At 44.2% G+C, this 19,152-nt stretch carries 18 protein-coding genes; 4 read left to right on the top strand and 14 right to left on the bottom strand.

Annotated elements, in window-relative coordinates:
- Nucleotides 1-49 precede the first annotated feature (49 nt).
- Both ABMY42_RS18455 and ABMY42_RS18450 read right to left on the bottom strand, forming a co-directional pair.
- The gene (locus ABMY42_RS18455; RefSeq protein WP_009698095.1) at nucleotides 50-652 is read right to left on the bottom strand and encodes a 2OG-Fe(II) oxygenase; all 603 of its coding nucleotides are present in this window, start codon (nucleotides 650-652) and stop codon (nucleotides 50-52) included.
- A gap of 168 nt (nucleotides 653-820) precedes the next feature.
- Entirely contained in the window at nucleotides 821-1,588 is a 768-nt protein-coding gene (locus ABMY42_RS18450) for a TerC family protein (protein ID WP_349266609.1), read from the bottom strand.
- A 604-nt stretch (nucleotides 1,589-2,192) separates the two neighbouring features.
- On the opposite strand from ABMY42_RS18450, the gene ABMY42_RS18445 reads away from it, so the two are divergent.
- Nucleotides 2,193-3,149 carry a LysR family transcriptional regulator gene (locus ABMY42_RS18445; RefSeq protein WP_045488354.1) on the top strand — a complete coding sequence of 319 codons (957 nt, stop codon included), beginning with the start codon at nucleotides 2,193-2,195 and terminating at the stop codon, nucleotides 3,147-3,149.
- A gap of 16 nt (nucleotides 3,150-3,165) precedes the next feature.
- Here the strand turns inward: ABMY42_RS18445 and ABMY42_RS18440 are convergent, their stop codons facing one another.
- The 4 genes from ABMY42_RS18440 to ABMY42_RS18425 all read right to left on the bottom strand — a co-directional run bounded on the left by ABMY42_RS18440 (nucleotide 3,166) and on the right by ABMY42_RS18425 (nucleotide 7,982).
- Nucleotides 3,166-4,047, bottom strand: coding sequence for a YjjW family glycine radical enzyme activase (locus ABMY42_RS18440; RefSeq protein WP_281187646.1), 882 nt, complete (start codon nucleotides 4,045-4,047; stop codon nucleotides 3,166-3,168).
- Between the two features lie 21 nt (nucleotides 4,048-4,068).
- Nucleotides 4,069-5,613 carry a YjjI family glycine radical enzyme gene (locus ABMY42_RS18435; RefSeq protein ID WP_069687039.1) on the bottom strand — a complete coding sequence of 515 codons (1,545 nt, stop codon included), beginning with the start codon at nucleotides 5,611-5,613 and terminating at the stop codon, nucleotides 4,069-4,071.
- Between the two features lie 207 nt (nucleotides 5,614-5,820).
- Nucleotides 5,821-6,447 (bottom strand): LysE family translocator, encoded by a 627-nt coding sequence (locus ABMY42_RS18430; RefSeq protein WP_069687038.1) that lies wholly within the window; start codon nucleotides 6,445-6,447, stop codon nucleotides 5,821-5,823.
- Between the two features lie 323 nt (nucleotides 6,448-6,770).
- The gene (locus tag ABMY42_RS18425; RefSeq protein ID WP_005444470.1) at nucleotides 6,771-7,982 is read right to left on the bottom strand and encodes an HD-GYP domain-containing protein; all 1,212 of its coding nucleotides are present in this window, start codon (nucleotides 7,980-7,982) and stop codon (nucleotides 6,771-6,773) included.
- Between the two features lie 460 nt (nucleotides 7,983-8,442).
- On the opposite strand from ABMY42_RS18425, the gene ABMY42_RS18420 reads away from it, so the two are divergent.
- Nucleotides 8,443-10,149 carry an EAL domain-containing protein gene (locus tag ABMY42_RS18420; RefSeq protein WP_349266608.1) on the top strand — a complete coding sequence of 569 codons (1,707 nt, stop codon included), beginning with the start codon at nucleotides 8,443-8,445 and terminating at the stop codon, nucleotides 10,147-10,149.
- An 85-nt stretch (nucleotides 10,150-10,234) separates the two neighbouring features.
- Here ABMY42_RS18420 and ABMY42_RS18415 read toward each other — a convergent pair whose 3' ends face one another.
- From ABMY42_RS18415 to ABMY42_RS18395, 5 genes are all read right to left on the bottom strand, one after another.
- A complete protein-coding gene (locus ABMY42_RS18415; RefSeq protein WP_005444472.1) occupies nucleotides 10,235-10,708 on the bottom strand; it encodes a response regulator in 474 nt (157 codons plus the stop codon).
- Nucleotides 10,695-12,032, bottom strand: coding sequence for an ATP-binding protein (locus tag ABMY42_RS18410; RefSeq protein WP_009698101.1), 1,338 nt, complete (start codon nucleotides 12,030-12,032; stop codon nucleotides 10,695-10,697). The genes ABMY42_RS18415 and ABMY42_RS18410 overlap by 14 nt, the downstream gene beginning before the upstream one ends.
- 3 nt (nucleotides 12,033-12,035) lie before the next feature.
- Entirely contained in the window at nucleotides 12,036-13,454 is a 1,419-nt protein-coding gene (locus tag ABMY42_RS18405) for an SLC13 family permease (RefSeq protein WP_005444477.1), read from the bottom strand.
- A 209-nt stretch (nucleotides 13,455-13,663) separates the two neighbouring features.
- On the bottom strand, nucleotides 13,664-14,143 hold the full coding sequence (locus ABMY42_RS18400; RefSeq protein ID WP_349266607.1) for a GNAT family N-acetyltransferase: 480 nt from the start codon (nucleotides 14,141-14,143) through the stop codon (nucleotides 13,664-13,666).
- Complete coding sequence (locus tag ABMY42_RS18395) at nucleotides 14,140-14,616, bottom strand: GNAT family N-acetyltransferase (RefSeq protein ID WP_009698103.1); 477 nt, start codon at nucleotides 14,614-14,616, stop codon at nucleotides 14,140-14,142. The genes ABMY42_RS18400 and ABMY42_RS18395 overlap by 4 nt, the downstream gene beginning before the upstream one ends.
- Nucleotides 14,617-14,744: 128 nt before the next feature.
- On the opposite strand from ABMY42_RS18395, the gene ABMY42_RS18390 reads away from it, so the two are divergent.
- The gene (locus ABMY42_RS18390) at nucleotides 14,745-15,209 is read left to right on the top strand and encodes a DUF417 family protein (RefSeq protein ID WP_005444484.1); all 465 of its coding nucleotides are present in this window, start codon (nucleotides 14,745-14,747) and stop codon (nucleotides 15,207-15,209) included.
- Between the two features lie 377 nt (nucleotides 15,210-15,586).
- Nucleotides 15,587-15,817, top strand: coding sequence for a PAS factor family protein (locus ABMY42_RS18385; RefSeq protein WP_272759394.1), 231 nt, complete (start codon nucleotides 15,587-15,589; stop codon nucleotides 15,815-15,817).
- Nucleotides 15,818-15,875: 58 nt separating this feature from the next.
- Here ABMY42_RS18385 and ABMY42_RS18380 read toward each other — a convergent pair whose 3' ends face one another.
- The 3 genes from ABMY42_RS18380 to ABMY42_RS18370 all read right to left on the bottom strand — a co-directional run bounded on the left by ABMY42_RS18380 (nucleotide 15,876) and on the right by ABMY42_RS18370 (nucleotide 18,796).
- Nucleotides 15,876-16,235: a T6SS amidase immunity protein Tai4 family protein gene (locus tag ABMY42_RS18380; RefSeq protein WP_009701546.1), complete on the bottom strand. Its 360-nt coding sequence runs from the start codon at nucleotides 16,233-16,235 to the stop codon at nucleotides 15,876-15,878.
- 215 nt (nucleotides 16,236-16,450) lie between these two features.
- Nucleotides 16,451-18,127: an alkaline phosphatase D family protein gene (locus tag ABMY42_RS18375; protein ID WP_349266606.1), complete on the bottom strand. Its 1,677-nt coding sequence runs from the start codon at nucleotides 18,125-18,127 to the stop codon at nucleotides 16,451-16,453.
- A gap of 291 nt (nucleotides 18,128-18,418) precedes the next feature.
- A complete protein-coding gene (locus ABMY42_RS18370; protein WP_005444488.1) occupies nucleotides 18,419-18,796 on the bottom strand; it encodes a hypothetical protein in 378 nt (125 codons plus the stop codon).
- Between the last annotated feature and the right edge of the window lie 356 nt (nucleotides 18,797-19,152).

The following is a 19,152-nucleotide window of genomic DNA, read 5'->3' as shown; positions in this document are numbered from 1 at the left end:
GTCCCTTTGTTATTTCAAACGTATTTCAACGCGACCACAATAATAAGGTCTAGTGAGCGATGTCGAGCTGGTTATCTTTGACACCGTTAATACGGAACCAACCTGCAATACTGAATCGCTCAGCGTTTGTCGGCAACACTTCGTGTGGGAATTGCTCAGATAGGAATACGAACAGACGACCAGAACGCGGTGGAATAGTCGCAATTTTGTTGTCATTCAAATCGTACACCACCAACTCACCTGCATCTTCTTCGCTCCACGACTCATTCATGTAGAACACCGTGGTTAGGCGGCGGTTTTCATTGCCCTTAAAGCAGTCGAGGTGTTTTTGGTAGAAGTCACCTTTCTCGTATTTCGCGAAGTGCGCTTCGTACTCAAACAAGCCTAGAAAGAAATGACGGTTTGCTTCCAAACGGATCTCTTCCATCTTATCTAAGAAAGACGCCACTGGTGCACCCATGTCGCGTTTCAACCATTGGATCTTGTCACTGCGAATGGTTTCAATACGAGTCACGTCGTCGTTACGACCAATACGTGCTTTCTTCCAATCATCAGGAATACAGTCACGCAGCTCAGCCACTTCCTCTTGAGAAATAAAATCATCCCAGATGTAGTATCCGTGCGTCGATAACGCGTCGATCAGTTTGTTCATTCTATTTTGTTCACTCGTATAGGTTTGGGCGGTCTATATAAGAAATCCGTGCTACAACAACAAATTCCATTTTCTATCGACACGACAAATCCACACAATTCGCAGAATACAGACGTAAAAAAGCCGCTCTCAAGAGCGGCTCAATTTGGTTCAGTTGCTACGTTTCAATTATCGAGTTTGAAGCGCAACAGAACGAGGCCGGATTGGACGAATTCGCTGAATCACTGGGCGTTGTTTTTTCTTTAGCTGGATATGACACATTTCCAACACTAGACCAAACGCCATCGCGAAATACACGTAACCTTTGTTGATGTGAATAGCAAAACCTTCTGCCATCAACAGACCACCTAGCAATACTAGAAACAGTAGAGCAAGTGTCTTAAAGCCCGGGTAACGCGTCACTAGATTGTTGATTTTCTCCGCCGTTAATACCATTACAATTGCTGACGAGATGATTGCCGCCACCATAATAGGTACCTCGCTCGTCAAACCAACTGCGGTGATCACCGAGTCCATTGAGAACACAGCGTCAACTGCAACGATCTGCAGTAAAACCACGGCAAGACCAGTACGAACATGAGTCGAGTGACCGTGTTCTGTATGCGTTAACCAACTCCACAACTCTTTCAAGCTTTTCGCCAATAGGAACGCACCACCCGCAATCATAATTAAATCACGGCCAGTAAATGCGTAGTAGCTAAAGCTGATTAACGGCTGAGTAAGCTGCATGATCCAAGAGATCGAGAACACCAAAACAATGCGAGCCATAACGGCAAGACCGATACCTAGGTTTCGGGCAAGTTTACGCTGGTGTTGTGGTAATCGTTCACACAGAACGGAGATGAATACGACGTTATCAACGCCTAAGACAACTTCAAGAGCAAACAAGGTAGCGAAGATAGCCCACACTTCTGGTTGCATAAAAAGTTCTAACATGAGTACGCCTCCGATGATTGGAAGCCATACAGTGAATTGTTCAGTCGACTAAAGGGGTCGTCCATTAAGTTGATTTTAACCTCTGTTACTTAGGAAAGTTGAGTAAATCACCTCTCCTATTTGTTCGCAATCCCCTATTTTGTCAGGCTTATGTCAACCATCTTTCGTCCTCTAAGGGTTATTACCACTACTCACCCCCATAAAGTGCCCAGTTGAGCCAAATCTTTATATAGAACACGAAAAGAAACACCTCTTTTTGCGTGCTTCAACAATCGTAAAAAAATGTTTCACAATAATATTTGATATACTGAGAAAAATCACACGAGTTAGGGTCTGTTGACCTTTCGTGATGATTTTTGCAGCAGTTTGTAGATGTTTTATACAAGACAGAGGCTTTGATATGTAGCTATTCTACCTGATAAGCCGATAACGCAGTAGAAAGCACCTACAAACGCTGCCCATAGGGTTCGGCTAAAAGCGTTTTATTCTTTGTTGAGTCAATTTTACTTAGAGCCACTAGGCTTCAATCGACTCGCCGCGATTAAAACGCTTTTATCTCGAACAAAATTTAACCACGAAAGATAAACAGACCCTAGTCTTACGAATGGATTACATAACACTCTCACGCATTAGCCTTAAACACCTCACCGTATTGCACATGTTGCTCACAACACACAGTGTGACTCAAGCAGCAGAACAGCTTTGCGTGACCCCTTCTAGCGTGAGTAAAACGCTAAGCCAATTGCGCGACATTCTTAAAGATGACCTTTTTTACCGCGATGGTACTCGCTTAGTTCCAACGCCGTTTGCTTTAAACATCGGTCCTTCGGTACACGGCATTCTTTCCAGTATGAACGGTTTGCTTTATCAAGGCTCATTCAATCCTGCGTATTACGAAGGTCGCTTCTCTTTGGCGATGCGTGAAAGTACCTTTGAGATTTTCGCACCAATGCTACAAAACCTATCTCAACAAATGGGCAGTCGAGCACAATTGAACGTCTACGCGAAAGAGCAGATGAGTTTTGATTCTTTAATCCGTGGACAAGTGGACTTTATGATTCTGCCGCACGATATCAGCCAACCACCTACGCATAATAAAGACTTGGTTTGGCAGACGATTTTGGAAGATGAGATGATCTGTTTGATGGGCAGTAACAACCCATTGTCAAAAGAAGATCTCTCGGTAGAAAACTACTTGTGTGCTAGGCACATTGGCATTCACGATAAAGACTTATCTCAACCTTACTTTGAGCAGAACTTAACTCAGCGCTACGCCAAACGCAGTATCGCGATGCACGTGGCGGACTTTGGGTCCGCAGCTGTGATGTGTCACCACTCAGATTATCTGTTCACTTGTTCAAAGCTTTGGGCACAAATGGCACTACAAGCGAAAGGACTAGTAGAAAGACCATTGCCGTTCGAATATGGACAAGTGGCGTATAGCTTGGTGTGGAACAAAGCGAGCCTCAACGATCCCGCTTTAAGATGGCTACAACAACAAGTGCTTAAGGCTTGTGAAACCTTGGGAGGATGCAGCAAACCAAGAGTGAATAAACTCTAAAGTTATCCCCGCTGCGTTACACGTAGACCGATGGCATGATCATTGGTTTGCTAACGAATTGGCTCAATTGAGCGTGGAAGCGCTCCATTTCATCCTGAGAGCATTTCTCCCAGCCAAGGGCTTCGCCTGTTACACCATGATGCTGAAACGCGTTCAAACGAATGTTGACTGATTCAGGTAACGCTTGCAGATAGTGCCCAACTGTTGCGACTTCCGTATCGAGATCGCTCTTACCTGGAATATGCAGTAAACGCACTTCATACAACTTGCTTGCTTCGGCTAAATACTGAATTGCTTGAAATACACGGTGATTATCCCGCCCTACTAACCAGTGATGCGTTTCACTTTGCCACGATTTTAGGTCGATCATCGCCCCATCCATATACGGTAGGACTTTTTCCCAACCTGCGGTAGATAAAGAGCCATTGCTATCAATGAAGCAAGTAAGATGTTGCAATTCAGGGTTCTGTTTAATCCCTCTAAACAGCGCAATAATGAAAGGAAGCTGTAAGGTAGATTCCCCACCGGATACCGTCACACCGCTAATAAAAAAGCGCTGTTTTCGTATCAAATCGAGCATTGCTTCCACAGAGTAGTCAGTAATTTTTGGATTAGATTGGTGCTGACATATCTCTATACAACGGTCGCAGTGGGTGCACTCCTCTTTAAGCCAAACAACGTTGTTGCTTTCGTCGAACTTCAGTGCGTCAGCAGGACACTCGCTCACACAATCACCACAATGGTTGCAGTGATTGATTGTGTGCGGATTGTGGCAGTTGATGCACTGATAGTTACAACCCTGTAGAAAGATGACTAGACGGTTTCCAGGTCCATCAACACAAGAGAACGGAAGGATACGAGTTACCTTAGCCAAGAGGTGTTCCGATCGTCTAGCCATCTTATTCTTATCCGTCACCAATTACTTAACGTAAATCGGTGACATTTCATGACTCACCACACGTGGTGAACGCTCCAAAATACCAGTGTTCTTCGCCGCTTCTGCGCCTAGGAATGTAGTATTAGTACGTGAACCTCCTGCATCGTATTTCGCGATATCAGACAGCTTCACCATGTAACCCGTCACGCGAACCAAGTCGTTCGATGCTACGTTTGCCGTAAACTCGCGGTAACCAGCATTCAATGCGCCTTTACATAGGTTGAACATCGCTTCTGGGTTCGATTTCACGGTTTCGTCGATAGTCAGAATGTCACTGATGCCAGAACGGTAGTATTGGTGATGACCTGCCGTCGCTTGCACGTAAGACACTGGATCTGGTTCGTTGCCGTAAGGAATGCGCACACCCGGCGTCACATCCAAATCTAAGCTGATGCCACCTTGCGCGTGCAGTAGCGCTTTGCCTTCCAAACCAAATTTCACTGATGTGCTTTCTACCAATTCAGCCAATTTCGCAGAGATCTTATGACCTAGCTCATTTGCCGCTGTGTCTTGACCATAACGGCTCGCATTGCCCTCTTTCTCTAGCAATACGTTTACCGCTTCTGCCATGCCATAAATGCCATACATTGGCGCAAAACGAGACTCTTCGATCAGACCTTCTTGCGTTAGAAAGCCTTTAAAGAATTCAGATTTCTCATGCAAATGTGAAGCTCGAGCATTCATCAACTCAACCATCAAACCGTGGTATTCTGGCAGAACGTTGTTGAAGAAATCTTTACAGTTATCTGCACGATTCGCCGCTTCTTTTAGATTCATACGCACTAACGTGTTTGAACCACCAGCCAATGGCAGAGAGTTGTAGCAACTCACGATACCAAAGCGACCACCTTCGTACGCGCTCACATGCATTGGGTAGTTTGCGATGTGCGGCTTGCTGCACTCACAAATGTTTTGTGTTGCTTGTTTTAACAGGTCGTCTGGTGTAACTGCTTCGTCGTACATGAACGTTAAGTTTGGCGCGATCTGTTTTAGCTCTGCGTCAACTTTCAAAATCGTACGACAAATGATGTTGTCCGTAGGACCAATATTCACGTGCATGAACGCGTCTGGCAATGTGCGATCAAGCATGACCCAGAAGTGTTTCAGTTTTTTGTATATTTGCTCGTCAGTTAGGTCACCCACGTAAGGCATTAGCACGTCATCAAGTTGACCAAGGTAAACGGGAATGTTGGTTACCGAAGGCACGTGATGATAAATGATGGTCAACATGTTGATCGCATCATCAAAATCTTCTGCTGGAGCTAACTCCAAGTATTCAGAACCTTGAGAAAGAAATTTTGCGTAATCTGGCAAAACATAGCGCGGCTTAAATGGCGCGTGACCTTCAAACATGTCACATATGACGCCTTGCTGCATCGCTTGGCTTACCTCGTCAGAGACGGTCATATATGGAATTGTGGCTTCGGCTTCCAAAGCAAGAAAGTTTGATTTCTGTTTTGGAGATAAGTTGCTATCGGTCGCGATAGCAAGGAAACGCTGCTGAAGATCAGAAAGGCTTTGAGTCATCTAAGATGTTCCTAGAGAAAATACAACGAATACGTCCTTTCAAATCGTTTGCTCACTTTTGAGCATTGGTTGAAAGGACGCGTTGAATTCTACGCCTTGAGAGTCTTTGCCACTAATGAAAAAAACCAAAAAGTTGATTTCCATTTTGGAAATAAGATTTTGCTAATTTAGCCTAAGTTTTAATAACTTAGCGAAATAATTATCAATTCAGCTACGATGCGCAGTCGACAACATAACGCCCGCGCTAATGAATACACCGCCCGTTAAACGATTGAATAACTTCGCTCGTCCTTTCGCAAATAACCAATCCGATGTTTTCACTCCCAGCAAACCATAGAAGGTCAGCCAGCTCAGTTCAAACACCACAAAGGTACTAGCAAAGACAATATATTGAGTGAATAACGATGCAGATGGGTCAATAAATTGAGGAAACAGCGCGGTAAAGAACATAATGGCTTTCGGGTTACTCGAGCCCACAATAAAACCACTGGTAAATGCGCTTAAATAATTCGAAGGAGATTGCTCCGGTTGCGCTTGTGAGAAATCCGTTTGTTTAGAGCGTAATGCTTGAATACCAAGCCAAATAAGATACGCAGCACCACACCATTTAATGATGTTAAACACCAGTTCTGAAGAGGCGATAACGACGCCAAGCCCAGTAAAAGATAAGGTAAGAATTATGGTAATTGCCGTCAGACTGCCAAGGGCGGTCGCAAAGGCATGGCGAAATCCATTACTGACGCCTTTACTCAAACAAAGCAGCGAGCTAGGACCAGGAGAGGCAGTCAGAACAAGTATCGCAAGGGTGTAGTAGATCCAAGTATCGAGTTGCATTGGCGCTCCTTTCCAATGTGTTGATGGGGGTACAGATCGTGTAGCCTACTTGCCTTTCTCGACGTTTCTATCCATGAAACGTAACGCGGAAAGACACCACATAGCTTTTATGAAAGCTGAACGACGATAACTGAACAGGCTCAAAACCAACCTAGCTTTTAGTAAAGCCTATGAGTAAGCAAGCTAAGTAGAAAAACTCAGTTTGCCTCGCTTCTAGTCCACTTTGAGCTGTTTAGTTATGCAATCAACATACTGGTAATATGCAACCGTGTAAAGCGATTCGTTACTCGACAGATATTGTGAATAACCCACCTTAATTGCGCTTAATCGTAGAAAGGTTTTGGATCCACTTCTAACGATGATGGCGCTACTGCTTTCTCAACCGAATGTGAGCTGTTTTTTAAATCTACCATAGCAACATCGATGTAACGCTTATACTTACGTGAGTAGAAACACTTCACGATGGGTTTAAGTGGCTGAGAATCGTTGGATGTCCACACAATGCCAACTCGACCATCACTCAATTGTACTATCGAGCCCACAGGGTACACACCTATGCAGTTGATGAACTTGTACACCAAGTCGGGATCAAGGTGGAATGGCGTCAAACTCAATAAGATTTTAAACGCTTCTGCCGAGCTCATGCCCTTTTTGTAGACGCGATCCGCCGTCAATGCATCATAGATATCAACGATACAGCTCATGCGCCCATGCATCGGGATTTGCTCACCTGATAAGCCCAGTGGGTAACCAGTACCATCAAGTTTCTCGTGGTGCATCAAGCACACATCACGACTCACGCTACTCAATCCTTTAACGCCAACAATGATCTCACCTGCGAACACTTGGTGGAGTTTCATGTGTTCAAATTCTTCCGGTGTTAAGCGAGCAGGTTTATGCAAGATCTCATCATCAACTTTGATTTTACCAACATCATGAATGATGCCGCCGATCGCAAGTTGTTTCAGCGTCTCTTTGTCTAGCCCTAAATGCTTACCGAAAGAAACCAACAAACAAGCGACATTCACTGAGTGCTCCAAAAGGTAACTGTCTTTTTGGCGCAGCGCTGATACACATTGGAGTGCATCAGAATCGATGAATACGCTGTCAATCATGTCATCGGCCCACGATTCAATCTCGTTGACCTCAATAATTTTTCCTTCAAAGGTTTGGTTCAGCAGCTTTTGCGCTAAACACTTCGCTTCCGCAATCAGTTTTTTGGCACGCTTGTGCTGCGCCTCGCGGGAACGGAACGCTCGCTGGATTTGAGGAGTGGTCGTGATTTCAGAAGCTGACAACGTAATGTCATGCTCTTCCTCAACAGGCTTAAAGACGCACTGCTGCGCTGAGAGTTTCTGATCGACCCAAACGTACTTTACGCCGCTCGCATGCAGTTTTTTGATGCCCTGCTCCGTAGAGACACGACCAGCATTCGCGAGGTTGACACGTTTGTTCTGTTCAATCGCAGTAACGAACATACCGATACTGACGTCTGCGATCGCTATTTTTATTGAGTCTTCTGGTTTGTACTGCATACGCGCAACTTGTTAACACTTATTATTTAGCAAACGCATTATAAGAGATCTGACCATTCACTGTTATAAGAATTCACTATCATTTAGAATTAATGAGCTTTTGGTCAATATATGAGACAACATCGCCACAATAAACCACTTTTATTTTATGGACTTAGGTCAAGATTTCATCACAGATGCTGACAATTTCGATAATTTGGGTGCTGAATCAATAACTTCTCAATACAAATGGTATTTACTGTTGACTAAGTTTTATAAATACCGATTATTAGTCGCATTACTCTAATAATTATTCTACTTACACATAAACACCGTAAGCTCATTAACATAACAGACTGTCAATCTGGACCGACTTCTTTCGTTTGCAGTGTAAAAGGACAAACTTCAAAAATATGTCATTTGCGTGTAGCTCGACTTATATACTTATCTCCAAGACGGCTTGGGTTATGGGGGAAGTATCTTGACCAACAAGGTTGATCAAACTATTTCAGAACACGATCGTGATTTTTTACAGATCGTTGAACAACGCTTCATTCATATCTTCGATGTGTTTAATGAAGGACTCTTCTACATGGATGAGTTCGGCAGCATGGTTTTTTACAACCAGCGTTTTTATGAGCAGTTCGGCATCAACGCTGGGCGTATCAACCTCGATAGATGGTTAGAGTTGGTGCACCCGTTAGATCGAGAACGCTTATCTAAACGTGTCGATGAACACATCACGACCGACAACACTCGCGTCACGACCACCTACCGCCTTCGTAAACCCAACGGACAATATGTTTGGATCGAAGGCGTTGCAATGACCAAAGAAACCGAACTGGGTCATTATATGGTTGGCAGCCATCGCGATATTTCTGAACGTAAGTTGATGGAGAGTTACATTCATCAAGTCGCTTTCCATGACAACGCATCCGGTATGGCCAACCGCGCTCACTTACTGCTTAACATCAGTGAATGCGTAAAATCCAACGGTGCTCATGCGTCGATTTTTTACATCCAGATCGAAGAGATCAAGTCGTACCTAAACCAATACGGTAGCGAACTTGTTGATGGTTTAGTAGAAAAGCTATTGCAAACGCTTAGTCACTTACCTTCACCAAACTGCACGGTTTATCGTGTTCACGATGACGACTTCGCGATTTTGGTACTTGACGACGTGCCGCTCGAACAGTTGCAAGAATACGCACAGACCATCAAGCAAAATTATCACGATGCCGTTGTCGAACAAGGGCAATATCTTGGCAGTAACATCAGTATCGGTTTATACCCTTCCATCGATCCGGAACACTCTGCTGAAGAAATTTTGCGTAAAGCCGCACGCACTTGCCAATACGCCAATGAGAAGAACAAAGATCGTATTGCCGTATACAGCCAGAAAACGCAGTATGCGGTAGATCGCTATTTCTTTATTGAGCAAGGCTTAAAAAACGCACTTGAAGAGCGAACACTGAGTGTAAAATTCCAACCAATCGTCAGTGCATCCGATCTGCAAGTCGTGAGTTTCGAGTCTTTGGTACGTTTGCGCAGTAAAGAGTTCGGTGAGATCTATCCAGACGAGTTCATTCCCGTCGCAGAAAACAAAGGCTTGATCGTTGAGCTTGGCTATCAAGTATTCGAGAAAGCGTGTCAGTTCATAAAGAGCTATCGTGAGCGCTATCAAAACCAAGTGAGGGTGAACGTAAACGTATCAGTATTACAGCTTCTCAATAGCGAATTTCCAAACAAAATTAAAGCAATGGCTGACGAAGTAGGAGTCGAGCCACAAGCAATTGTTTTGGAGCTTACTGAAACCTTTATATTGGACAATAACCAGGCAGCTATTGCTCCTTTGAACACCTTGAGTGAGTTGGGCTTCGCTCTCTCTTTGGATGACTTCGGTGCTGGTTACAGCTCATTAAACTGCTTCTTCGATCTGCCAATGACACAGATTAAGATTGATAAGTCGATGGCTTGGAAGACATTAACCAACCGCTCCTCTCATGAGTACCTGAAGTTCTTGATCACTATGTGTCGCGAACAAAATATAGAAGTGGTTATCGAAGGGATTGAAGACGCAAAAATGCGCGACTTCTTTACCAGTATGGGCGTGGACTACCTACAAGGCTATTGGTTCTCGAAACCGCTTTCAGTGGCGAGCGCAAGCCGATATACCTTAAGTCAATAAAGGCGCTCACTAAGAATCGGTCCTCATCATTGAACTTCCCTGAGCTGGAGACACTCCAGCTCAGGCTTTTCATTTTGTTTGCGATTTATCTCAAGCGATCAAACACAACATTTTGATCTAAGTGCTCATGATATTCGGTGTAGTCTAATCCCATATCAAAGATATATTTAGTCACCAAATTTCTGACACATTCGACCAATTGTTCCGCTTGCCATGGCTTTTCAAAATAACGGTCAATACCTGCCGAGTTAATCGCATTAATCGTATCCGTATGGGTTGCTTGGCCTGTCAGCAGAACTTTTCGCGTATGGATAAAACGACTGTCTTTGGAAATTTCCGTTAACAGCTCTACACCTGTTTTCCCTGGCATGACGTGATCTGAAATAATGAGAGCAATCATCTCACCTTCCGCATCCAATTCGTCCATCAGCTCAAGAACTTCATCGGCAGACTCGCAATCTTCAATGTTGAGCCATTGGCTTAACGACTGTAAGTCTTGCAGAACCGCGCTTAACACCTCTCGCTGGTCATCAACGCAAATTAAATTAAGCTTGTCCATGTTCATCCTCTACCGGTAATTTAATTCTAAATATGGTTTTCTCACTGTCGCTTTTCACCGCAATTGAGCCGTTGTAGCCAGCCACAATACGTTTCACTATCGACAGCCCCAACCCTAAGCCAAACGACAACCCACCTTTTTTCGTGGTGAAGTTTGGTCGAAAAATCTTTCTGCGCGTCGCTTCATCAATCTCTGGACCATTATTTGCGATGGTCACAAGTATCTTGCTTTTACTCACACGAGTTTGAATCTCAATCGCAGGTGATTCTGTCTCTCTCATCGCATCACATGCGTTCTTTAGGATGTTGACCCAGATCTGCACCAATTCCGTTTGGGAACCAACAAACAAAGGCAAGTCAGCAGGACTAAAGCGCACGCTTACGCGTCGTAAATCGCTTTGTAACAAAGCAAGCGCTTGGTTTATCGAGTCATTGACTCTAAGCCCTTCTTCTTTATCGATGTCCGTGCGACCAAGCTGTTTCACCGATTTCACGATGCCAACAGTGTGCTTGGAGGCAATGCGTAAGTCGTGTAAATCACGCCCCATTTGCCAGTAACGAATGGCTTCTTCTGGTCGCTTTAACCAATGTTCATTTAGGTAATCAGTCGGCACTGCACGGGCGAGTTCACGAGCCAATTCTTTAGGTAAACCGTAATATTTTTCGAAATGGCGCCCCCGCTTTCTTGCCTCACTGGAAGACACTTTTTGCCCTTGCATCAAACCAAAATCAAAGAACTGACTTGCTTCCGGATGAACTTCTTCAAGTAATTCCATGATCACGGATTCCAAACGCTCCGACTTACTACTCACCACCCCAATGGCATTATTAAGCTCATGTGCAATGCCTGCAGCAAGTTGACCTAACGTCGTCATTTGCTCTGCGGTGTGCAGCTTTTGCAGTGCTTTCTCTTTAGCTAAGGCTTCTTGCATCGCTCGACGTTGACGGCGCGACAGCTCATTGACCATGACAGGCATAAACTGCGCCGTTAATGGTCCGTATTTGCCCGCTTCCACAGCCGGAGTATTGCGCTCTATCCACGCTAGCTCAACATCCGTTTGCGCTATCACCGTTGACGACGCGGTCCACGTTCCTGAAAAGAAACTGTGCACACCGATAAATGCCCCTTTCGATGCAGAAAAAACTTCGGTTTGCTTTTTACCGTCTTCGGAAAAGTAGCCAGCAAGCTCGCCTGATAACACGTAATAGAGTCGCTCGTTGTAACCGTCTTGTTCAATCAATACCGAACCTGCCGCTACGGTAATGCGACGCTCGATATGATTGAAGTAACGCTCGACCAGCGTATCTAATTTACTTTCGTACATGGCTTAACCAATGTGTCCAACCGTGTGAAGAATCCACACCATCAAGAAGCTCAACAACACACCAACCACACCGAGCACAACGCCGACACGAGCCATTTGATTGCTTTGTACATGCCCAGTTGCATGAGCCAATGCGTTTGGTGGTGTACTGATTGGGAGAGACATACCTAATGACGCTGCGAAAGTCACTACTAGAATCAATGTCACTTCACCGCCCAACGGAGTCAAGGACGCCATAGATGTACCAAGCGCAGCCATAATAGGCATCAGCAAGTTAGCCGTCGCTGTGTGGGACATAAAGTTCGCCATCACCAAACATAAGAACGCCGCACCAAACAACACAACATAAGGTGAGAATTCATCAAACGGAATACTATGCACTACCAGCTTAGCTAGACCCGTTTTATCCAGAGCAAGCCCAAGCGCAATACCACCAGACACGAGCCAAAGCACATCCCAAGAGATTTTTTTCAAGTCTTCTTTGTTGATGATGCCAGTTAGCGAGAATACCGCGACAGGAATTAAAGCGACGGTGTACGAGTTCATGCCATGAGCAGAACCCATCAACCAAAGTAAAATGGTGCCTGCAAAGGTGATATAAACAATCATCGCTTTCGGTGTTTTTAGGAATTTGCTCTTAATATTGAGGTCAATCGTGGTTTGTTCCGCTTTATACATAAAGCCGATTAAGAACCAAGCAAGAGCCATCATCACAACCACAAAAGGAACACCGAAGACCATCCACTCACCGAAGGTAATTAAGTTATCACCAACGAGATACTTCAAGGCAATCGCATTTGGAGGCGTACCAATTGGCGTACCGATGCCACCAATGTTTGCAGCAACAGGAATACACAAAGCAAACGCGATACGCCCAGGGTCTTTGGGGCCAAACACCGCAATCACTGGCGTTAGAATCGACAACATCATTGCGGTTGTCGCGGTGTTCGACATAAACATCGAAAAAATCGCCGTGATCAGCATTAAACCTAACATCACATATTTAGGGTTTTGCCCAAAAGGCTTGAGTAGCACACGCGCCAAGTTCACATCCAAGCGATATTTAGTTGCGGCCATCGCAAGAAAGAAACCGCCCAAAAACAGCATAATGATTGGGCTAGCAAAGGTCGCCATGATGTCGTTGTATTGCAATAGCTCGCCAAAATGAGGCTGCCCTTCATCAAACCTAAAGAAAATGATGCTCTTGTTGGATACGAGCAACAGCTCAAGCACGATGATCACCACCGACGTGGCATAAATTGGGATCGGTTCAAATACCCAGCAAAGCGCTGCAAGCAAGAAGATTGCAATCACTCGTTGCTGAATAATGGTGATTCCTTCGAATGGAAAGGCTGACAATGGCATCAGCAAAACGAGCAAAGGGATCACCGTTGGGATGATGTATTTGAGATAAGGGCGCATAGTACTACTTCTCTTCCTGAGATGGTTTACCGTGAGATAACAAGCGTAAGAAGCTGTTTTTATTGGCTTCCTTTCGCCACTCCGAGAAGAAATTATGCGCGCCCTTTAGAGGAGGGTTTCTGGTGTTAGATCAATGAACTCTTATTCACGACGGAAAACATGCGGTATCTGTGTTCAAGCTCACTAATTGAGCGAAATATATTTATCGATCACACAGCGCTTCCATCATACGCTCGCTCCATAACATAGTTCGTCAGTATCGCTCCACGCACCTCAACTTGTTGTTCCTTAAGCACAGAGAATCCCATGTGCTCAAAGAACGGACGAGCGGTAATACTCACCTCCGAATAGAGCCGTGTCAGCCCTTTTTCTTTAGCTTGCTTGAATACATGCGCCATTAGTGTACGTCCAACGCCCTGCCCTTGATATGCGTGATGACAGAAAAAGTGGTCGACAAGCCCGCTTGATTGAACATCACTATAGCCCACAATGACCCCATCTAACTCTGCGACAAAGGGTTGAATGTCCATCATTTTCTGCAGCCAGATTTCTGAATCAAACTCGTCTGGCGCCCACGCTTTCAGTTGCTGTTCGTTGTAGTCTCGACGGTTAACATTACGTACCGTGTTATAGAAAAGTGCCCAGAGTATTGGTGCATCTTGCTCACGAAAATCACGAATAACAATCATAGTTTTTCTATTAAATCGAACTGCATTAATTGGCCTCGCACACCTGGCTCACCTACTGGGTACCAACCATGCTTGAGGTAGAAACGTTCTCCCGCATCATTACCCGGAATATAACGCAATCTTGCATATACGCAGCCCTCTTCAACAAAGCGTTTGAATAGGAAATCTTGCAATTGCTTACCCAGCCCTTGATGACGAAACTCCGGCAGCAAATAAAACAGGTTGATGTATCCGAATCTATGACCCTCTTCATCGGCTACCGGATACCGACACTCTAATTGCCCGATAATTTGGTCATCTTTGATCACATGAAAAAAACCCGCTTCGGGATCTTCCACTATCGACTTGAACCACAAGGTGATTTCTTGAGTATCGAACCCATTTTGATGACCAAAACTCACCTCATACGCGTCTTGTCGAAATGCAATGCACAAATCCAAATGACGAGATAAATCGACGGGAACAAATTCCATTTAAGCCTTTCCTTTTCTTGCTTAGCTTGCCTATATAGACATTAGTTATTTTATATAACCATAAATTCAAGAATTTTATAATTCAACCGTCGGTCATTTGAAATCATGCTTTTATAGGAGAAGTTATTATGCATGCATCATCTGTTACCCAAAAACCGACTCAATTTGGCTACTACCTAGGCGTATTTGGCGTTGCCTTGGTTCTTATCTGGCTAGGTATTTATAAGTTCACCCCTACAGAAGCCAAGCTAATTGAACCTTTGGTACTTAATCACCCAGCAATGTCTTGGCTGTACAGCATCATCTCAGTTCAAGCAGTTTCTAATATCATTGGTCTGACAGAAATCATCGTCGCACTTGGATTGATCATCGGTTTGAAAAAACCAACCGTTGCCTACTGGTCTGGTATTGCGGCTAGTGTCATCTTTCTTGCTACACTGAGCTTCTTAGTTACGACACCAAACACATGGAAAGTTTCCGACGGTGTTCTAATCGCGAACTTTTTCCTAGTGAAAGATATTTTGTTCCTAGCAATTTCAATCAGTGTGATTGAGAAGAATAAACCGAGCTCGTTTACAAAGGCAGCCGCTTAAGTAACAGGCACTTTTAAAGTGAATGAAGAGGAGCGCCATTTGATAGTGGCGCTTTTAATCAGGCGTAATACAACGCAGTGTTTTTCCATGTCAGCTCCCTTTTTAATCCTTTAAAATCGAACTTGTTAAAGTGCAAATAAAAGTACGCTTTGAAGTCCTTGAAGTTCCCAACTTAAATATCATCTATAAGAATCATACCTCCCCTATCACGCTGATTTAAATAAACATTTAATCTCGACTCATACATAACTACTGGTAAATAGTTACTTCGCTTCGAAAATTTTCATTGGGCAGCTTTTCTGTGATTGGTACGTCTGAAATTTAGCTTGTAATCGAATACACTCCATATGCACCCCGTGCAATAAAAAAGGAATTATATGAAAACGCTAATTTTTGACACGCTTGTCAACCTTGCTAACCAAGGACCTGAACACCACGCAAAGATCCGCCAAAACTTGTATGAGCAACTCGATCTGCCATTTGATAAGCAACTTGCATTGTATGCATGCGCTCTTGGTCCAGCGAGTTCAGGGAAACTGGAAAGCCGTGAAGGAATAGACAACGCAGTAGACAGCGCGATTAGACTGTTAACGACTCCTGAGCGTTAATTTGCTTTTTGTTCTGTGACGGCCCTACTCCCCTAAGGGCCGTTTTTCTTTCCGAGATTTAATCAGAAGTCGTGAGTCGCTGGACTTGTTCTGAGTGTGAGAAGTCGATGCAATAAGCGAGCTCTACCGTCCCTCCTCTTTTCGCTTGATACTGTTCTACCGCTTTACGGTCAATGAGTTCATGAATACCTGCAAACACTTCTATCGATAGATCTGAAAACTCTACGTACCCCTGCATTGCCACTTTCGCGTCTTTTGCCACTTCTGTTTTTGGATAAAACGTGGCGATGCACGAAGCAAGAGCAAAGTTCGTCAACAACTGCTCGTTACTGTGATTTTCAAGCGGACTTGCTCCTACCAATAAACTGTAAAACCAACCGACACACCCTAACCAGACGCTATTTTTCAATGTCTTCATCCTTGAGTCTCATCCAAAAAGTTTAAACTTTAAGCTAGATGCAACCTAACGCACCTTTACGTCTCATTGCACCCAGCATTTGGAATTTGCGACACATTCGAGGAAAGTGATTGTTCATTGGGAGTGAGGACGTCATATGTAATCAAGCCAGCAACGACCTTGCTGGCTTAAGGTTAACGTTTAAGGAATTCGTTCAAGGAGAATGAGTTGAAACCCTATTCAAGAGCGAGCGTGATTCCATCTGTTGTTGATGCCACCTTTGTGGTCACTTGGTAGTTTTTATCTTTAACACTAGAGAGCATGTACCAAGTAGATTGCGCTTTTTCTGGTGTAAAGGTTACACGCATAAAGCCACGCTGTTTAATGTCTGTCCATTGCAGCTCAGAAACCAAATGCGGCAATGTGTACTCCATTTGTGCGATGGCAACGGGCTCTAACGCTAAGTATTCTTCTAAACCCGGAGAGCTAACCGAACTTGTCGCAAACTCGACACCAACAGGGTTATTAGATACATCCTTTAACTCACTGGTCCATGCATTGTGCGTATCACCAGCTAAGCAAACAAAATGACCTTCACTCGCTTTTGCAATCTCATACACTCGCTCTCGCTCAACATAGTACCCATCCCAAGCATCGAGGTTATATGGCAGCTTAATCGTATCTGAGCTTGGATCAGCGAGGTAATTTGAAATCGCACTGTTCACCGTGAGAAGAGCATCCATTTTCTGCTCATCTGTGGCATTGAATAACTGAAACATTGCTAACATAACCGAGCTCGGAAGCTCCATACGCGACATAAGAACTTGCTGCCCAAGAACATTCCATTTGGCGTCTTGGCTATTAAACGCATTCATTAACCAAGCCAGTTGTTCAGTACCAAGTAGCTCCCTATCAGCACTGCGTGATTGCGCTACGAGTCCACCAATCGAATCCATTGTCGGTGCATTAAGCGAAAAGTAGTCCAACGACTGATCTCGCCCAACTAAGCGAGTATCGAGCATCATTAGGTTGATCAAATCACCAAACGAGAACTGACGATAAATCAACATATTCGAAAAGGTATTCTCGCGAACAGGCAACCACTCAGTCCATGCTGCGGCAGCGGCGGCGCGTCTGTCGACAAAACTGCCTTCATTATCTTGATGGTTTTCTGCACCATTTTTCCATGCGTCATTTGCAAGCTCATGGTCATCCCAAACCGCAATCATTGGCAATGCAGCATGCAAAGCTTGGAGATCTTGATCTTGACGGTATTGAGCATAGCGCTTTCGATAGTCATCTAAAGTAATGCATTCGGTACCTTTACTTGGCTCACGCCCCAACCTAGCTGCATCTTCACTGGCATAACCACCAGCGCCATATTCGTAGATGTAATCACCGAGGTGCAAAACTACATCGAACGACTCTGTTTGATGCTGTTTGAGAATCTCTTTATAAACGTTGAAATAACCCGCGGGATAATTTGCGCAAGACACGACAGCCATGGATGCTTTATCTACGCTGCCTTCAGGTAGAGTTTGTGTCATCCCAACGATGCTAGTGGTCTCGCCCACCATGAAGCGGTAGTAATACTGAGTACTCGGGTTGAGGTTTTGCACATCCACCTTAACCGTAAAGTCTCGACTGGTGTCCGTGGTGAAAGTACCGCTTTGCTCAACGGTTGAAAAATCTTCTGCTCTTGAGACCTGCCATGTTACATCCACATAACTGGCGGCGGTGGTCACTCGAGTCCAGATAATCACTTGAGTTTGGGTCGGGTCGCCGCTGGCCACACCGTATTCGAATGATCCCGTGGGAGTCGCATCGCTATCATCGCTACCACAGGCGGTAAGTGTTGTTGCAACGGCTCCTGAAGAGACGGCTTTTATGAAATCTCGACGAGACAATGACATAGTAACTTCCTTTGTTATTGTGTTTTTATTAACGCGCTCGTTCCTGCACGATTTAACCAGCCAGTAGACGCATTATGCTTCTTTGGCTAATTACTCTAAAAAACATTAAGTTAGAAGGTAGTTATGACAATTGCATTTCTTGATGTTACATTTTTGTTAATTTAAGTGTAAATACTCTATATTCATCACACTTCCAACAAATCATGAAGGTATTTATAAATCTGATAGGTAAAACAAAAAAAGCGACCTTTTGACAGGTCGCTTTTGTGTTTGGGGATCGTTCCTTGGGTGTTAGAGCCTCAAATTCAGCACATCTTGCTCGGCAGTTTCTACTTTTAGTTTGCTTCGAGATTCAATGTACTCAATCTGCTTTGAGTCTAACGAATAAGGCATAACTACACGTAATTCATGGATCCCTTCATGTTTTGCTAGCTTCACCAACATCACTAGATTGGATTCATCACTCTGACGTGAAGACATCGATTTTAAGGCAGCATCCCAAAGGCGATCCTCTGGTAAGCTCAACTCCGCGATGTTCTGTTTCCACATCAAGCCAAAAATGGGAGCGATGGTGGCGAATGCCTCCAAGAAGGTCCACTTCTTACTTCCCGTTGCCCCTAGGAAGCTTGTGTAGTCGAATTCAATGCATGTCTTTCCTTGTTGCTCCATCCTATGCCTCGACACTCTGAAATGAGATATACAAAATATCGTTCAATTACTTTGATATAGCAATAGGATATAAAACAATGGTCTTTTATGCCCTAATTTAACCTCAAAAGGAAATATTAAAACCAGCTTTGTAACAAATGGAGTACAGCTTCGCCATATATAAGCATTCAATTGATTAATATTTTAAACGACGAACTAAAACTACGGTGTGCCAAGGCATACCAGTGGATGACGACTATTACGTTCAAAAGACGAATATCGAGTCCTACTTGCGTTTGTGATTAGTCATAATCTATCGAGGTTTCTCCGTAGTCGTGATACCCCTGCACATACAGACCTAAGATGTCATTAAAGTA

It is taken from the genome of Vibrio sp. SSH13-20 (genome assembly GCF_040104475.1).
In the GTDB taxonomy this organism is placed as follows: Bacteria; Pseudomonadota; Gammaproteobacteria; order Enterobacterales; family Vibrionaceae; genus Vibrio; species Vibrio harveyi.
The sequence above is the reverse complement of the archived record's forward strand: the minus strand, read 5'-3'. Positions and strand labels throughout refer to the sequence as shown.